This window comes from Paludibaculum fermentans, from assembly GCF_051172195.1.
Taxonomy (GTDB): Bacteria; Acidobacteriota; Terriglobia; order Bryobacterales; family Bryobacteraceae; genus Paludibaculum; species Paludibaculum fermentans_A.
This window is the reverse complement of sequence record NZ_JBPJAQ010000001.1, coordinates 2,130,587-2,147,010: the sequence shown is the minus strand read 5'-3', so window position 1 is coordinate 2,147,010 and position 16,424 is coordinate 2,130,587. Positions and strand designations below refer to the sequence as shown.

Sequence of the window (16,424 nt, the reverse complement as noted above, 5' to 3'; positions counted from 1 at the left end):
CAAGGCGAATCTGCTATAAGAGTTAGATCACTGGGACATTCTGGAGGCCGATTTATGTTGAAAAAAGCCACACGCGCTGTTCTCTGTTTGGCTCTGGCCGCAGGCTCCGCCGCGGCTCAGGAATCTGCCCTCAGCGGTCCGGTCTCCGGCCTGTTGATCGATGAACAATCCCGCTCCGTGCGGCCCATCATCGGCATGCCCGGCTCCGCCTACGCTGGCTCTCCCCTCGTGCGTTCGTTCGACTTCGCGTCCACCGCGCCCGATGGCCGCAATGCCTTGGTTGCCAAGGATCAGTCTCTTTATTTGGTGCGGCGGCTCGACGGCGGCGCACCCGTCTGGCGTGAGTTCGCCAAAGACGCAGCCGTCCCCTCACGCGTCGTCTGGAGCGATGGCGCCGAGTCCGCGGGGCTCCTCAACGCGGATGCGACCCAACTGGACCTCTGGTCTGGCCTTGCCTCCGAGCCCAAACTCGCCGGCTCCATCAGCCTGTCCGGCATCACCGAGCGCATCGTCTCCCTCGCTCTGGATAAGAACGCGGCTTTCGCCTTCGCCGCCACGCAGGGTGAATCCTCCGGTACGCTCTATCTCCTCACCGCCGGCGCCGAACCCCGCATGCTCATGCCGCTCACCCAGGCAGGCGCGCTGCTCCTCACCGGCAATGCTCTCTATGTGGCCGACCGCGGCCTCAGCACCGTCACCCGCGTTACCAATTGGGCCCAAAACCCCAATCTGGCCAGTGTGGCCTCAGCCGGCAGCGGGGTGGCTGACCCCGTCGGCGTCGCCCTCTCCCAGGACGGCAAACTGCTGTATGTGGCGAATGCCGAGTCCCGCCAGATTCTCGCCTACGACCTCGGCTCCAACTCACTGAAGGGCGCCCTCGACCTCGACTTCGTCCCCAGCGGCCTCGACCGCATGGGCTCCAACTCGCTGTTCCTGCTGCGCAACGGCATCGCCGGCGAACAGCCCGCCCAGGTGCTCGACACCGCTTCACAGAAGGTCTACTTCGTGCCCGTCGGCCTCGCCGTCAGCGGCGGCGAATAACCGCCCGCCTCTACAACTCACTCGCCCGGCCCTGTAAAATGGGCGCGCATGCGCACTCCTGCTTTGCTCGCGCTCTGCCTGCCCCTGCTGGCCGGCGACCTCATTCGCGACGACTTCTCGCGCTTCCCGCCCGGCTGGCTCTCCCAGCCCGTCGGACAGTTGAACGCGGCCATCCAGGAGTATCACTACCTGCCCCACCGCGGCGTGCCGCTGGAGCCGTGGTTCAACCCCATCGTCCATCAGGACGCCTGGATCGCCAGCGACGAGAACGGTAAGTCCTACGTCGAGCAGCAGGGTCTCACCGATCGCCCCGCATGGTTCAACGCCATGCTCGTCACCGGTGAGCCCGAATGGAAGAACTACACCGTCGAAGCCCGCGTGAAGCCGCTCTCCTTCGGTGACGTGGCCGGCGTCGTCTTCCGCTATCACACCAACCGCCACTATTACGTCTTCGGTCTCCGTGATGGCGACAAGGCCGTCCTCCGCCTCCGTCTCCCTATGGATGAGAAGCTCCGCACCGCCGCCTGGCGGGACCTGGCCGCCTTCAAGTTCAGCTACGACACCCGCCGCTACTACACCCTGAAAGTTGAAAATCAGGGTCCGCACATGCGGGCTTACATCGACGGTCAACTGGTGCTCGAAGCCGATGACCCGGAGATCCTCTCCGGCAAGGCAGGCATCACCGCCAATCGCCCGGCCCGCTTCACAGACTTCGCCGTCACCGCCGCCGATGCCCAGATCCAGTCAATCCGCACTCAGATCGGCAGACGCAACCAGGAACTCGCCACCCTCCAGGCCTCCAACCCGAAGCCGGTCCTGTGGAAGAAGATCCCCACCCCCGCCTACGGAGCAGGGCGCAACATCCGCCTCGGCGATCTCGATGGTGACGGCAAGACCGACATCCTGATCGGCCAGAACATCCCGCGCGTCCGCGGCGACGCCTTCGACCACCTCTCCTGCCTCACCGCCATCACCCTCGAAGGCAAAGTGCTGTGGCAGCAGGGCCGGCCCGATGCGCGCAACGGCCTGCTCACCAATGACACTCCGTTCCAGATCCACGACGTCGATGGCGACGGCCGCAACGAAGTCGTCCTCGTCCGCGACTTCCAACTCCAGATCCTCGACGGCCGCACTGGCCAGCAGAAGCGCTCCGTCTGGATGCCGCGCATGGGCGACGACATGAAAGAGCGCCCCTATGAGCTCAACTCCGGCGACGCCCTCGCCTTCCTGAATCTCTCCGGGCACAAGGAGCCCCGCGAGATCCTCGTCAAGGACCGTTACGCCCACTTCTGGGTCTACGACAACGAGCTCAAACTGCTCTGGAGCGGCGATGGCCAGACCGGCCACTATCCCTATGCCTACGATACGGATGGCGACGGCAGGGAAGAGTTCATGCTCGGCTACAGCCTCTGGTCGCACGACGGCCGCAAGCTGTGGTCCCGCGACGCGGAGTTGAAGGATCACGCCGACGGCATCGCCATGGGTAACTTCTCCGGAGACCCCAAGGCCCAACCCATGGTGTATGCGTGCGGCAGCGACGAAGGCTTCATCCTGTTCGATCGCGAAGGCCGCATCCTCAAGCACCTGCTCATTGGCCATGCCCAGAGCCCCAGCGTCGCCAGATACCGCGACGACGTGCCCGGGCTCCAGTTGATGACGATCAACTACTGGCGCAACCCCGGCATCATTACCTTGTTCGATGCCCAGGGCAACATCCTGGCACAGGAGGAGCCCATCCACTCCGGCAGCCCGCTGCTGCCTGTGAACTGGCGCGGCGATGGCCAGGAACTCGCCCTGCTCTCCGGCAACGTCCGCGAAGGCGGCCTCATCGATGGACATCTCCGCCGCGCGGTCATGTTCCCCGACGACGGCCACCCCGACCTCGCCGCCATGGTGGCCGATCTCACTGGCGACGCCCGCGACGAGATCCTGCTCTGGGACCAGTCCTCCATCTGGATCTATACCCAGGACCGTCCCTTCACCGGCATGCGCCTCTACGCGCCGAAACGCAATCCCGACTTCAATGAGTCCAACTATAGGACGACGGTTTCTCTGCCCGGCTGGAAGGATGTTCGATGACCCAACTGCTCTTGGTCGACGACGACCGGGACCTCTGCTCTCTCATCAGCGACTTTCTCACCAGCAATGGCCTCGCTGTCGAGATGGCCCACGATGGCCCGGCCTGCCTGCGCGCGGCCGGCATCCGCCGCTACGACCTGATCCTCCTCGACGTCATGATGCCCGGCATGGATGGTTTCGCCGTCCTGGCGGAGCTGCGCCGCTTCAGCGATACGCCGGTGGTCATGCTCACCGCCCGCGGCGAACCAGCCGACCGCATCGCGGGCCTGCGCCTCGGCGCGGACGACTATCTACCCAAACCCTTCGATCCGGATGAACTCCTGGCCCGCATCCAGGCCATCCTGCGCCGCGTCACCGGCGTCACCGTCCGCGAATCCTCGCCCGTTATCGAGATTGCCGGTGTCCGGCTGAACCCTTCAGCCCGCGCCGTCACCAGCAACGACCATCCGGTAGACCTCACCGCCGCCGAGTACGAGATCCTCGAACAGCTCATGCGCGCCGCCGGCCGGCCCGTCTCCCGCGACGAGATCTCCCTGCGGCTGTACCAGCGCGAGGCCTCGCCTTTTGATCGCTCCATCGATGTCCATCTCAGCCACATCCGCCGCAAGCTCGGCGAGAGTGGCGCCATGATTCGCACCATTCGCGGAGCCGGCTATCTGTTTGCCCTGGACAAGGCCGGGGAGGCAGCCGAATGAGGTCCATCTTCGCCAAACTGACGCTCTGGTTCCTGGCCACCCTGGCATTATCCCTGCTCGCCTTCTTCATCACGAACCGTTACTTCACCCCGCGTGTCTTCGAACCAGGACGGATGTTCCGCTCCACCCACCGCCTGCAGCTCGAGTCCGCGGTCGATGCCTACCAGCGCGGCGGCAAACCGGAGCTCGCCCGCTACATGCACCGCGTGGACAGCCTGTTCCCCGGCTCGCACTACCTGCTGGATGAAACTGGACATGACCTGCTCACAGGCAGGGATCTTTCCGCGGAAGTCGCCAATTCCGGCCCCGGCATGAGCATGATTGCGCACAGCACCAGCGACAAGCACTTCACGATGCTGGCCGCCCTGATGCCGCGGCCCGACCTCATGTCGTTCCTGCCTTACTACTTCTGGATCGCCCTCCTGGTTGCGCTCATGGCCTGGGCCTTTGCCCGCCACTTTGGCCAGCCGCTGCGCGCCCTAAGGGAGACTGTCAGGCACTTCGGCGACGGCGATCTCACCATGCGCGCCCGCTCCACCCGCCGCGATGAACTCGGCGATCTCGCCCGCGACTTCGACGCCATGGCCGATCGCATCGAAACCCTGCTCACCGCGGAACGCCGGCTGCTCCAGGATGTGTCGCATGAACTGCGAACTCCCCTCTCCCGGCTTTCGTTGGCCGTTCAGCTCGGACGCCCCGACCAGTCCAAGCAGGAGATCGCGCGCATGTCCGCACTCATCGGAGAGCTGACAGAAATGACGCGCGCCGAAGGCGATCCCGCTGCTCACGCCCGCGAACCCTTCGATCTCTCGAACCTCCTCATCGAGATCGCCGCCAGCTACGACCTCAACTTGGATATCCAGCCAGGCATGACCGGCCATGGGCGGCCCGCTCTCTTGCGGCGCGCAGTGGAAAACGTCCTGCAGAACGCTCAACGCTATGCACCGGCCGGGGAAAAGACTACGCTCAGTGCCGCGACGGAGAACGGTCATGCCGTGGTCCGTATCCGCGACTACGGGCCCGGCGTGCCTGAGACCACCCTCGAGGATCTCTTCCGGCCTTTCTTCCGAGTGGAAGTGCACCGTTCCCGCGATTCAGGCGGCGTCGGACTGGGCCTCGCCATCGCACAAAGGGCCGTCAGGCTTCATCATGGCGACATCGTCGCGCGCAATGCGAACCCCGGGCTGGAAGTAACCATCCGGTTTCCACTTTGATTAGTTGATTTCACAATACTTAACGCGCGTAACCGTGGCCCTCAAGGTATCGTCTAGACAGATGCGGGCCACAAAAAAGACCTCTCACCAATGATCGTGAGTGCCATCTTGGCTCGTTTCGATTGGCCAGGCCGGAGGACGCCGTGCGGACTGGACCCCCTGTCACGCCGTGCCCGGCTCTGGCCGTCTGAATTATACTTGAACTTCGTGCTATACTTAACCTCGAGTAGAAGTTAATCTGCACCCCCCTGTTCTTTTCCGCTAGCCGGAACCTGCCGATTGCCTTCCCACATAGTCTGAATGAACAACTTTTCTGAACTCTCTCTGTCTCCTGTCCTCAAGGAGAACCTTGTCAAAAACTGCTTCGTCGAACCGACTCCGGTTCAGGCGGAAGCCATTCCGCCGGCCCTTGAGGGCCGCGATGTAGTCGCCACGGCGCAGACCGGCACCGGAAAGACCCTTGCCTTTATTCTGCCTGTGCTTGAGTCTCTGCTCCGGACACCTATTAAGTCCGGCGTGGGCGCTCTTATCCTGAGCCCCACTCGCGAGCTCGCCATCCAGATCCAGGAATCGTTTCAGCGTGTTGCCGCCGGCACCGGCCTGCGCGCCGCCGTCGTCGTTGGCGGCTTGAACGAGCAGCGTCAGCTGCATGATATTCGCCGCGGCGCACAGGTGATCATCGCCACGCCCGGCCGTCTCTGTGATTTCCTCGATCGCCGTCTCGTCCGTCTCGGCACCGTCCGGCACCTCGTGCTCGACGAAGCCGATCGCATGCTGGACATGGGCTTCATGCCTGCTCTCAAAATGATCCTTGCTGCGATGCCGGCCGAGCGCCAGACCCTGTTCTTCTCCGCCACCATCGAACAGTCGGTGGCGCATCTCATCAATGAGCACCTGAAGAACCCCGTGCGTATCGCCATCGGCTCCGCTACCAAGCCGGCCGAAATGGTGGACCTCCACGTGTACGAAGTGGAGCAGGACCGCAAGCTCGGCCTGCTGCACTCGCTGCTCAAAGCCGAAGCCGGCTCAGTGCTCGTTTTCGCCCGCACCAAGCACGGTACAGACCGCCTGGCCCGCAAGCTCAGCGCCCTCGGCGTGAAGACCGCCCGTATCCACGGCGATCGCACGCAGAATCAGCGCAATGAAGCGCTGAAGGGCTTCCAGCAGGGTCACTATCGTGTCCTGGTCGCCACCGACGTCGCCGCTCGCGGCATCCACGTCGACGGCATCGCCCACGTCGTCAACTACGACCTGCCCCAGGTGCCGGAGGACTTCATCCACCGCGTCGGCCGCACCGGCCGCGCTGGTGCCCGTGGCGTCGCCTCCACCTTCAGCACCCGCAACGAACGCTCCGACATCCGCCGCATTGAGCGCACCATCAAGATCACGCTCACGCGCCGTCCGGTCGGGCCCGAGATCGAATTCGAGCAGAATATGAAGATGGCGCCCGTGGTTGTGATCCCCGTGGCCCATCATCATCACCAATCAGCCCGTCCCGAGAGCTCGGCTCCTCGCGGCCGTAGAAGCTTCGGCCCTCCGGCCCGTCGCCGCGCCTAGTTCGGCTCCGGTTTAGATTCAAAACGCCGGCAGAACGCCCCATCGGGCCGCCTGCCGGCGTTTCTGCGTTTCGGACGGCTCACTCCAGCCGGTTGGCATGCCATGATGATTGGCATGAGTCGCGTCCTGATGGTCAGCCCCGAAGCTACCCCTTTCGCCAAGACGGGAGGACTCGCCGACGTCACCGGCGCCCTGCCGGCCGCCCTGCAGGAGGCAGGCGACGAAGTAGCCGTGGTCATGCCGCGCTATCGCCAGATCCCTTATCTGGAGACCGAAAGCGCCTACGACAACATGGTGGTCTTCGCCGGATCCACGCCCTACCGGGTGGATATCCGCACCCAGGTCCATAACGGTGTGCGCTTCTTCTTCGTGGAAGCACCCTACTTCTTCGACCGCGAAGGCATCTATAACGTCAACAATCGCGACTACGCCGACAACCACAAACGCTTCGCCATCCTTTCACTAGCCGCCCTCGGGATCGCCCAGACCGTCTTCGAGTGCGACATCCTGCATTGTCATGACTGGCAAGCCGCGCTCACGCCGGTCTACCTCGCCGATCAACAGCATTCGAACCCCCAATTTGCCAACGTCAAGACCGTGATGACCATCCACAACATGGGCTACCAGGGTATCTTCGGCAAAGCGGCCTTCCCTGACCTGGGCCTGAATTGGGGCTGGTTCACCTCTGACAAACTCGAGCACTTCGGCGACATCAACCTGTTGAAAGCAGGCATCCAGACCTCAGATTGGGTGACCACCGTCAGCCCCACCTATGCGCGCGAGATCCAGCAACCGGAAGGCGGCTTCGGGCTCGATGGCGTCCTCCGCTCCCGCTCCATGGCGCTCTCCGGCATCCTGAATGGCGTCGATTACGACGAGTGGAACCCGGAAACCGACAAACTCCTGCCCGCCAACTACTCCAGCGAGGATCTCTCCGGAAAACGGATCTGCAAGCGCGCGCTGCTGGAGGAGTTCGGCCTGCCCGCGGACAACCTGGACCGCCCGCTCATCGGAATTGTCTCCCGGTTCGCCGAGCAAAAGGGCTTCGACCTGATCGCCGGCATCGCCAACCTGGTGGCCGAACGCGACGTCCAACTGGTGATCCTGGGTAGCGGCGAGCCCCGGTTCGAACGGATTTTCCAGGACTGGCGCCGCTGGCTGCCGCACCGGGTCGGGTTGTGGACCGGTTACAACAACGGCCTCGCCCACCGCATCGAGGCCGGCGCCGACATCTTTCTGATGCCCAGCCTCTACGAACCCTGCGGCCTCAATCAGATCTACAGCCTGCGCTATGGGACCGTCCCCGTGGTGCGCGCCACCGGCGGGCTGGATGATACCATTCAGGAAGATACCGGTTTTAAGTTCAGTTGGTACTCCGTGGGCGCGCTGTACGACACGTTGCGTTCCGCGTTAGGCGCTTTCGAGAATCGCGATTCGTGGACGGCCCGCATGCGTCGCGGAATGGCGAAGGACTACTCCTGGAAAGCCTCTGCCCGCGAGTACTCTGCTTTGTATCAACGGTTGTTGGGGCGAGGTTGAATCTAAAACGCCCCGGCTCTCATCAGATCCGACTGGAGAAGGAATTTTGATCATGGCTGGCAAGAACACAGTGGAATTCAGCGACGCGAGTTTCGATCAGGACGTACTCAACGCCGACGTCCCCGTCCTGGTGGACTTCTGGGCAGAGTGGTGCGGCCCCTGTAAGATGATCGGGCCGACCGTCGACGCCTTTGCCGAGGAATATGCCGGCAAGGTGAAAGTGGGCAAGGTAAATGTGGATTACAACAATGGCACCGCGGCACGTTTCATGATTCGCGGCATTCCTGCCCTGTTGCTCTTCAAGGGCGGCAAGGTGGTGGATCAACGCGTGGGCGCCGTGGGCAAATCCGAGCTCGTGAAGATGGTGGAGCCGCATCTGGGATAAGCGGCTCCCCAAAGCGGAGCATAGGGCGGGCCGGATGGCCCGCCCTTTTTGTATTTCAAGGGACAATCCATGATCGATTTTGATGATTTGGCCAGGCGCGCGGCGCACTACCAGGCTTCCCTGGACGGTCGTCTGGTTCGGCCGGAGTATGACGCCGTGGCTGCTTTGCAGCGGCTGGAGCAGCCGTTCCCCGAAGGGCCCTCGACGCCCGCCAGCATCTTCACGGAACTGGATGAAATCGGGAGCCCCGCCACCATGGCCGCCACTGGAGGGCGCTATTTCGGCTTCGTCACCGGCGGTGTGCTACCCGCCGCGCTCGGCGCCGACTGGCTGGCCGCGGCCTGGGGCCAGAATGCCGCCATGGATGTCATGTCGCCCATCGCCGCCCGACTGGAAGAGATCGCCCTGCGCTGGATTGGGGCAGCGCTGCACCTGCCCGCCACCGGCGGAGCCCTGGTCACCGGAGCCACCATGGCCAATTTCACCGGCCTGGCTGCGGCTCGCGAAACATTACTAGCCCGCCAGGGATGGAACGTCTCGTCGCAGGGCTTGTTTGGGGCGCCGGCCATCCCCGTGGTGGTGGGCGGAGAGGTCCATGCCTCCATGCGCAAGGCGCTTTCCCTTCTCGGACTCGGCAAGGATCGTGTGATCCAGGTGCCCGTCGACGGGCAGGGCCGCATGCGCCCCGACTCGTTCCCTACACTGAACCAGCCCGCGATCGTCTGCCTGCAGGCCGGCAACGTCAACACGGGCGCGTTCGATCCCGCCGTCGAGCTCATCCCCCTGGCCAAGGCCACCGGTTCGTGGGTTCATATCGATGGAGCTTTCGGCCTGTGGGCCGCCGCCGCACCCGGCCGGGCGCATCTCATGGCCGGTTACGACCAGGCTGATTCGTGGACCACCGATGCCCATAAGTGGCTCAATGCCGGTTACGACTGCGGCATTGCGCTACTGAAGGACGCGGCTCCGTTGCGCGACGCCCTGGACGTGCCCGCCGCCTACCTGAGCCACGGCGCCCAGCGCCAACCGATGCACTACACACCGGAATCGTCACGCCGGGCGCGCGGCGTACCCGTCTGGGCAGCTCTCAAATCATTAGGAAAACAAGGCTTAGCGGATCTAGTCGAGCGCTGCTGCGGCCACGCCACCCGCTTTGCGGAAGGCCTGACCCAGGGCGAGTTCGAAGTCCTCAATGACGTGGTCCTGAACCAGGTGCTGGTCTCCTTCGGTTCCTCTGAACAGACAAAGGCGGTGATCGCCGGCATCCAGGAGGACGGCACGTGCTGGTGCGGCTCCACCCAATGGCAGGGCCGTACCGCTATGCGCATCAGCGTCTCGTCCTGGGCGACCACCGAGGGCGACGTTACACGGTCGCTGGAAGCGATTCTCCGGGTAGCGCGTCAAACTAGAGACCAGGGAGCACTGCAATCATGAACAGCCAGGAGATAGCGGCTCGATTTCACGCGGCCATTGAGACAGCGGCCGGCCGGCTGCGTGGGATCTCCGAGGAAACGGCCAGCCAGGCTTCCCGCCCGGGCGGCTGGCTGAAGAAGCAGGAACTCGGGCACCTGCTCGACTCCGCCCAGAACAATCATCAGCGCATCGCCATAGCCGCGCTGGAGGGGCGCTACGAAGGCCCCACCTATGCCCAGAACGAATGGGTCGATCTGCATGGCTACGCGGACATGCCGTGGGCTCATCTACTCCGCCATTGGGAGGAGCGCAACTGGATGCTGGGACGCCTCATCGCCCGAATTCCGCAGAACCGTCTTTCCGCGCCCGTCATCCTGGGCGGCAGTTCTGCCATGCCCCTGGATGCCTGGATCGACGATTACATCCGCCACCTGGAGCATCACGTCTCGACCATTACAGCGGCTTGATGCTGTTGATGGTCGTTTCCGACATGAACGTCAGGCTGAATTCGAAACCGGCGCTGGGCAGCAGCGGCAAGTCGGCCACGATGAAATCCGGCTTTCCAGACCGATAGGTGGTGAGCCCGCCATTGCCGGCGATCAGGGCTTTGACGGCCGCCATCACATCGCCCATGCTGTCGATCTTCACGATCCCCTTGCTATCGTGGAGCGCCTTGGCGATCTTCACCAGCACGCCGAACTTCTTGGCATCCTTGACCGCTCCGGCCACCTTGGCCCAGTTCTTCAGGCCCACGGTGACGTTGATGTCGAAACCGCCCTGGAACTTCATGCCTTTCAACTTGGCCGGATCCGACACGTTGGACGCCACAACAACCTGCAACGCGGTGGATACGCCTCCGCCGCCCGCCACTTTCTTCACCGTGGCCGAGACGGCGAATTTCTTCATCGACTTCAGGTTCATCACCACGCCGGCCACACCGTCCATTCCTTCCGGATAGATGCCCGGCGTCGCGGCGACCTTCACCGCGCCGCCGACATAGGTCAGGGCCGGATCGATGCCGACGTCGCGATAGTAGTTCTCCAGCACCTGTGACCAGACGTGATCGGAAGGCAAGCCGCGGACGAAGCCCAGCGTGCCGTAGTCCTGGCTGTAGGACAACCACAGATCCCCGCTGCCCCGGGCCTTTGTCGGGATGTAGCCGACGGCGGCGGAAATGGTCTTGCGGTTCGTCTCGCTCTTGGTGAAGTGCGTGCCGCGCGGGTACCGGTCCAGTTGCGACTTGATGGTGTATAGCCGCGACTTGCCGTCGTGATTGACATCATAGGCCCGGCCGGACATCAGAATCCCAATCAGGTCATCCCAGTCGGCATTCATGGGGCAGGGTGAGCCGATGCGGGTCTCCTTCACCGCCACCATCTGCGGACGGTTGCGGCTGGCGGCGGCCTCCGCGGCCCGGAAGCAAGGAGGTGGAACACCATCCTCCCGGTTGCTCTTCGTGCACGCGGTGCACTCGGCGAAGTTCATTCTGCGGTCGCCCATGCCGGAATGAGCGGAGTTCCGCGGAGAAATCAATCACGGGTGGTGAAGATTTGGCAGCACTACGGCGCGAAGAACCCCGTAATGTCCAGCAGCAGGTGTGTCGCCTCGGTGACAAACGCCGAGATCGCGCCCCGGGTGCCGGCCGCCACGATGGCCGCATTCGTCGTGGCGACACCATCGATGGCGTTCAAGGTTGCCACCAGCGGCTGAGCCGTATCGGCGGGCCACAGGGTGAGGTAGCCCAGCAGCGAGACGGGCGCGGCCAGCGCATTCAACGAGTAGGCCTGGGCCGACGTAGGAACCGTGCAGGCCGCCGAGCGTAACGGGAACGCGCGCGTTGCGCCGCCAGAGAGCAACGGCCCACCCAGTTCGCCGTCGGCGCTGCGTGTGTCCGCCACCCGGCAGGGCGTGACCGCGTAGAAGTAGAGCCCGCTGCTCGCGGCGGGAGCGAAGTAGCCGTTCACATCGATGACGACATCCGCGTCCGCGCTGCTGAGCAGGTCGATGGAGCCGGCCGTGCCGGCGGCCACGATCGCCGCATTGGCCGCCACTGTACCCGAGGCGTCCACCAAGGTGGCCAGGTCGGTTTGGGCGGCACCAGTGGCCCAGGCCTGCAACGAGCCCAGGGTGGAATGCGGCACGGCCGCGATATTGACTGAGTACGCCTGCGCCATGGCAGGCAGGCCGCACTGGCCAGCCAGCGGGAACGTGCGCGCCTCGCCGGCTGTCAGGCTGGGGCCGCCCAGGTCGCCCGCCGCCAGCCGCGTATCCGCCAGGCGGCAGGGGGTGACGGGATAGAAAGCCAGTGCGGAAGCGGGCGCCGTCGACGCGGGCACGAAGTACCCGTTGATATCCAGCACCAGGTCGGTCGCCTCGGTGGAATACAGGCTGACCGCCGCATCCGTGCCGGCTGCCACCAGGGCCGCATTCGCTTTGACTCGGCCATCCGGAGCGCTGGCGGTGTAAGCGGACGGCTGCGGCAGGCCCGCCGGCCAAGCGGTGACCGCCGCCAGGGCCTCCACTGGCAGGACGGTGACATTGAGCGAGTAGGCCGCGGCATTGGCGGGAATCCCACAGTCGCCGGACGGCACGCTGACAGTGCGTGTCTCGCCGGCCGCCATCTGAGTGCCGCCGAAACTGGAGTTGGTCCTCGTATCCAGCAACCGGCAGGGCGAGATGGGCACAAACGCCAGCGGTGCGACACCGAGAGTGCTTTGGGTGACGGTCACGGTGGACCCGCCCACTGTCAGTGTGCCCACGCGGTTGGCCCCGGTCGTGTTCTCGGCCGCGGTGAAGGTCAGCGCGCCAGCCCCGGCGCCGCTGCTGCTGGAAAGCGTGAGCCAGTAGGCGTCGCTGGCCGCGCTCCAGCCGCAACCGGCCACGGCCGTCAGGGCGATGCTGCGCGTGGCCGCGCCGGCATCCACCGTAACGGAAGTCGTACCGGGCGTCACGGAACAGCCCGAACCGCCGGAGGTTCCTGCCTCCTGCGTGATGGCGATCGTCTGTCCGCCAACGGTGAGTGTGCCCGTTCTCGAGGCGCTGGTGGTGTTGGCGGCCACGGTGAAGGCCACCGTACCGCTGCCCGTGCCCGATGCCCCGGAATTGACGGACAACCAGGAGGAATCGGAGGAAGCGCTCCAAGTGCAGGTGCCGGTCGTGGTCACACTCGCCGTCCCGCTGCCTCCGGCGGCAGTGAAGCTCTTCGACTCCGAGGAGACGGCGTAACTGCAACTCGTCCCGCTGCTGCCCCTGGGTAGCAGCAGCCCGCCATTCACCAGCGAGTAGGTCCCGCCATTGAGATAACTGTTGGCCGAGGCGCTGGCGTCGTAGTAGACGTTAAACCCGTTGCCGGTGATGTTCGTCACCGTGGCTCCGGCGATACCGGCCGAATCGGCCAGCGAGGTGACATACGAGTGGCCTGTCAGCGTCCACCTGCTACTGGAATCCAGGGTGAGGCTGATCGACTTGGCGGTGTTTTCGGCGTTGACCTGCCCGGTCAGCGCCGAGTTGGCCTTCAGCGTCGCCGTGATGGAACTGATGCTGTCGGCCACCAGATTCCCGGCCAGGGTCTGCCCGGTCCCGACCAGCACCACCGTACCGCCGTTGGATCCGCTGTTGCCCCAACTGCCCGCCGCGGCCTTGATGAGGACGCCTGAATTGGCGGTCAGGCTGACACCGGCCAGCGTGATGTGCCCAGTGGAGTTGTTGACGTAGAACAGCGGCCCGCTGGTGGGCTTGTAGTTCAACGAACCACCCGTCATGGTGAAGCGACCGTTGGTGCCGGAAGCGTCGCCGGACATGCTCTGGTAGATCATGACGCCCCACTTTTCCTTGGTGGTGGTCATCTTCACACCTGTCAGGACCAGGGAATTTGCCCCTTCGATCACGGCCATCTCGGCGCCAGTGGATTCGAACGTCGTGCCCGTCACGACGATCGAGCCGGTGGAGTAAAGCCCGGCGGAGTTGCTGCCTGAGGTCTTAACGGTGCCGCCCGTAACCACGATGGTCCCGCCGCCGCGATCGGTGGCGATGGCGCTGGAGCTTCCGCCGGAGGTCGTCATGTCGACGTTGGTGATCACCATCGTCCCGCCGCCAGTCGCCATCACTGCATGGCCGCCATCGGCGCTCGCCTTGATGGCCGCACCCGTAATGATCACCTTCGACCCGGATCCGTAGGCGAACGCTCCATTGGCGCCCGTACCCGTGGTGGTGATGGTGCCGCCGGTCATATTAACCGTCCCCTGGGCCGCCAGCAGGCCCGCATTCAGCCCATAGAAGCTGCTATTGTCCTGCGACGACGTGTTGCCGCTGGTGGTGATGGTGGGATTCTCAAGAGTGAAGGTGCCGCCATTCGTCACCCACACTGCCGATGTATCGGCCGCGCTGGCACTGTAGGTCTGATTCGATTGCGTCGCCGTACCGCCATTCAAGGTATACGATGCATAGTAGGTTACGCCCCAGGCGAGGCTCACCAGGCAGAGCGCCAGCGTGACAAGACCAGCCGAACGCAGCGCGCTTCTCTTTCCAGCCAATTTGGATCGCCGATTCTGAAACATCTGAATCTCCGTTAAAAGAGGCAGGTTCACCCCTGGTCAGCAGCACGGGCCGTTGCCGGCGGCCACGAGGCCTGCCACCCAACCCGTTGGAAAATCTCTTCCCAACGGACGCCTGCTGGAAGCTAAAGGAGTACCGGATAAAATTACCGTTTCCGATTTTTTTCCAATACGAGCTAGCTTGACGGCAAAAGGGAAGGGCCCCACGGCGGGGGCCCTTCCATCCATCGCAAACTTGAACACGGCTTAGTACACGTTGGAGGTGATCGCGCCTTCAGAAGCCGAGCTCACCAGTTTGATGTACTTCGCCATGACGCCGGTCTTTCTCGCGGGCGGCGGAGCCACCCACTTCGCGCGACGCTCGGCCAGGATCGCTTCGTCCACGTCGAGCGAGATGTTCTGGTGCTCAATGTCGATGGTGATGGGGTCGCCTTCCTCGACAAACGCGATGGGCCCGCCGACCGCCGCTTCCGGAGCCACGTGCCCCACCATGAAGCCGCGCGTCGCGCCGGAGAACCGTCCGTCCGTCATCAGCGCCACGGTGTCGCCGAAGCCGGCGCCCATGATGGCCGAGGTCACGCCCAGCATCTCGCGCATGCCCGGACCACCCTTGGGCCCTTCATACCGGATCACCAGCACGTCTCCATGCTGGATCTTGCCGTGCGTCACCGCCGCCATGGCGTCCTCTTCGCAATCGAACACGCGCGCCGGACCCTGGTGGATCTTGCGGTCGATGCCTGTCACCTTGATCACCCCGCCTTCGGGCGCCAGCGTACCCTTCAGGATCACCAGGCCGCCGGACTTCTTGATGGGGTTGTCGAGGGCGCGCACCACCTGCTGCCCAGGCGTTTCCTCTGACCGGGCCGCTTCCTCGCCCAGCGTTTTGCCGGTGATCGTCAGTGCGGAGGGATCAGCGAACTTGCCGTCCACCAACCGCTTCGCCACAACACCGATGCCGCCCGCTTTGTCCACGTCAGCGGCCACATACTGGCCGGCCGGCTTCAGGCTCAACAGCAGGGGGGTCCGCTCGCTCACCGTCTGGAAATCGTCGATGACCAGATCGACCCCGGCCTCGCGCGCCATGGCCAGCAGGTGCAGCACCGCATTGGTGGAGCCGCCCGTCGCCGCCACGCTGGCAATCGCGTTCTCAAACGCCGCCCGCGTGCAGATCTCGCGCGGCAGCCGGTTGTTCTTCACTGCATCCAGGATCACTTCGCCGCAGTAGGCCGCCACAGCGTGCTTGCGGTCGTCCACCTGGGGCACCATCGCCGTGTTCATGGGCGAGAGGCCGATGATCTCCATCACCGTCGCCATCGTATTGGCTGTGAACTGGCCGCCGCAGGCGCCCGGACCGGGCGACGCTACATTCTCGATGTCCAGCAGTTCCTGATCTGTGATCTTGCCGGCTGCGTTCGCACCCACTGCCTCGAACACTTCCTGAATGGTGACGTCCATCCCCTTGTACCGGCCGGGCAGAATGGAGCCTCCGTAGAGGATGACGCCCGGGATGTTCAGCCGCAGCAGCGCCAGCGCCGCGCCGGGAATGGTCTTGTCGCAGGCCACCAGGCAGACCAGGCCGTCGAACATGTGTCCGCGTGTGACGAGTTCAATGGAGTCGGCCACAACCTCACGCGAAATCAGCGAGGCTTTCATGCCCTGCGTACCCATGGTGATGCCGTCGGAGATCGCGATGGTGTTGAACTCCATCGGCGTTCCGCCGGCCTCACGGATACCGCGAGCTACGTCTACCGCCAGGTCGCGCAGGAGGAAATTGCACGGCATGGTTCCGATCCAGGTGTTGGCGATGCCGATGATGGGCTTCTTCAAGTCCTCATCGGTGAAGCCGATACCCTTCAGCTGGGCGCGCGCCGGGGCGCGGTCCCGTCCCTGGGTGATGGTGTAGGACTGGAGTTTCATGGTGAAACCTCCATCTTATCAACCACCGCAA

At 64.1% G+C, this 16,424-nt stretch carries 12 protein-coding genes; 9 read left to right on the top strand and 3 right to left on the bottom strand.

Features of this window, described 5'->3' with window-relative positions:
• The first annotated feature begins 54 nt into the window (after positions 1-54).
• The 9 genes from ACR9Y2_RS08740 (at position 55) to ACR9Y2_RS08700 (ending at position 10,390) form a co-directional block, all read left to right on the top strand.
• Positions 55-1,041 carry a YncE family protein gene (locus tag ACR9Y2_RS08740; protein WP_435040727.1) on the top strand — a complete coding sequence of 329 codons (987 nt, stop codon included), beginning with the start codon at positions 55-57 and terminating at the stop codon, positions 1,039-1,041.
• A 48-nt stretch (positions 1,042-1,089) separates the two neighbouring features.
• A complete protein-coding gene (locus tag ACR9Y2_RS08735) occupies positions 1,090-3,120 on the top strand; it encodes a hypothetical protein (RefSeq protein WP_435040726.1) in 2,031 nt (676 codons plus the stop codon).
• The gene (locus tag ACR9Y2_RS08730) at positions 3,117-3,815 is read left to right on the top strand and encodes a response regulator transcription factor (protein ID WP_435040724.1); all 699 of its coding nucleotides are present in this window, start codon (positions 3,117-3,119) and stop codon (positions 3,813-3,815) included. Before ACR9Y2_RS08735 ends, ACR9Y2_RS08730 begins: the two co-directional genes overlap by 4 nt.
• A complete protein-coding gene (locus ACR9Y2_RS08725) occupies positions 3,812-5,029 on the top strand; it encodes a sensor histidine kinase (protein ID WP_435040723.1) in 1,218 nt (405 codons plus the stop codon). The genes ACR9Y2_RS08730 and ACR9Y2_RS08725 overlap by 4 nt, the downstream gene beginning before the upstream one ends.
• 300 nt (positions 5,030-5,329) lie before the next feature.
• On the top strand, positions 5,330-6,586 hold the full coding sequence (locus tag ACR9Y2_RS08720) for a DEAD/DEAH box helicase (RefSeq protein WP_435040722.1): 1,257 nt from the start codon (positions 5,330-5,332) through the stop codon (positions 6,584-6,586).
• A gap of 114 nt (positions 6,587-6,700) precedes the next feature.
• Positions 6,701-8,125 (top strand): glycogen synthase GlgA, encoded by a 1,425-nt coding sequence (gene glgA, locus ACR9Y2_RS08715; protein ID WP_435040720.1) that lies wholly within the window; start codon positions 6,701-6,703, stop codon positions 8,123-8,125.
• 52 nt (positions 8,126-8,177) lie between these two features.
• Positions 8,178-8,510 carry a thioredoxin gene (trxA, locus tag ACR9Y2_RS08710; protein WP_435040719.1) on the top strand — a complete coding sequence of 111 codons (333 nt, stop codon included), beginning with the start codon at positions 8,178-8,180 and terminating at the stop codon, positions 8,508-8,510.
• A gap of 69 nt (positions 8,511-8,579) precedes the next feature.
• Positions 8,580-9,944 (top strand): pyridoxal phosphate-dependent decarboxylase family protein, encoded by a 1,365-nt coding sequence (locus ACR9Y2_RS08705; RefSeq protein ID WP_435040718.1) that lies wholly within the window; start codon positions 8,580-8,582, stop codon positions 9,942-9,944.
• Positions 9,941-10,390 (top strand): DinB family protein, encoded by a 450-nt coding sequence (locus tag ACR9Y2_RS08700; RefSeq protein WP_435040717.1) that lies wholly within the window; start codon positions 9,941-9,943, stop codon positions 10,388-10,390. The genes ACR9Y2_RS08705 and ACR9Y2_RS08700 overlap by 4 nt, the downstream gene beginning before the upstream one ends.
• Here the strand turns inward: ACR9Y2_RS08700 and ACR9Y2_RS08695 are convergent.
• The 3 genes from ACR9Y2_RS08695 to ilvD form a co-directional block, all read right to left on the bottom strand.
• The gene (locus ACR9Y2_RS08695; protein ID WP_435040716.1) at positions 10,377-11,423 is read right to left on the bottom strand and encodes a hypothetical protein; all 1,047 of its coding nucleotides are present in this window, start codon (positions 11,421-11,423) and stop codon (positions 10,377-10,379) included. The genes ACR9Y2_RS08700 and ACR9Y2_RS08695 overlap by 14 nt on opposite strands.
• A gap of 59 nt (positions 11,424-11,482) precedes the next feature.
• The gene (locus ACR9Y2_RS08690) at positions 11,483-14,455 is read right to left on the bottom strand and encodes a beta strand repeat-containing protein (RefSeq protein WP_435040714.1); all 2,973 of its coding nucleotides are present in this window, start codon (positions 14,453-14,455) and stop codon (positions 11,483-11,485) included.
• A gap of 267 nt (positions 14,456-14,722) precedes the next feature.
• Positions 14,723-16,393, bottom strand: a complete 1,671-nt coding sequence (gene ilvD / locus ACR9Y2_RS08685) for a dihydroxy-acid dehydratase (protein ID WP_435040713.1) — start codon at positions 16,391-16,393, stop codon at positions 14,723-14,725.
• Between the last annotated feature and the right edge of the window lie 31 nt (positions 16,394-16,424).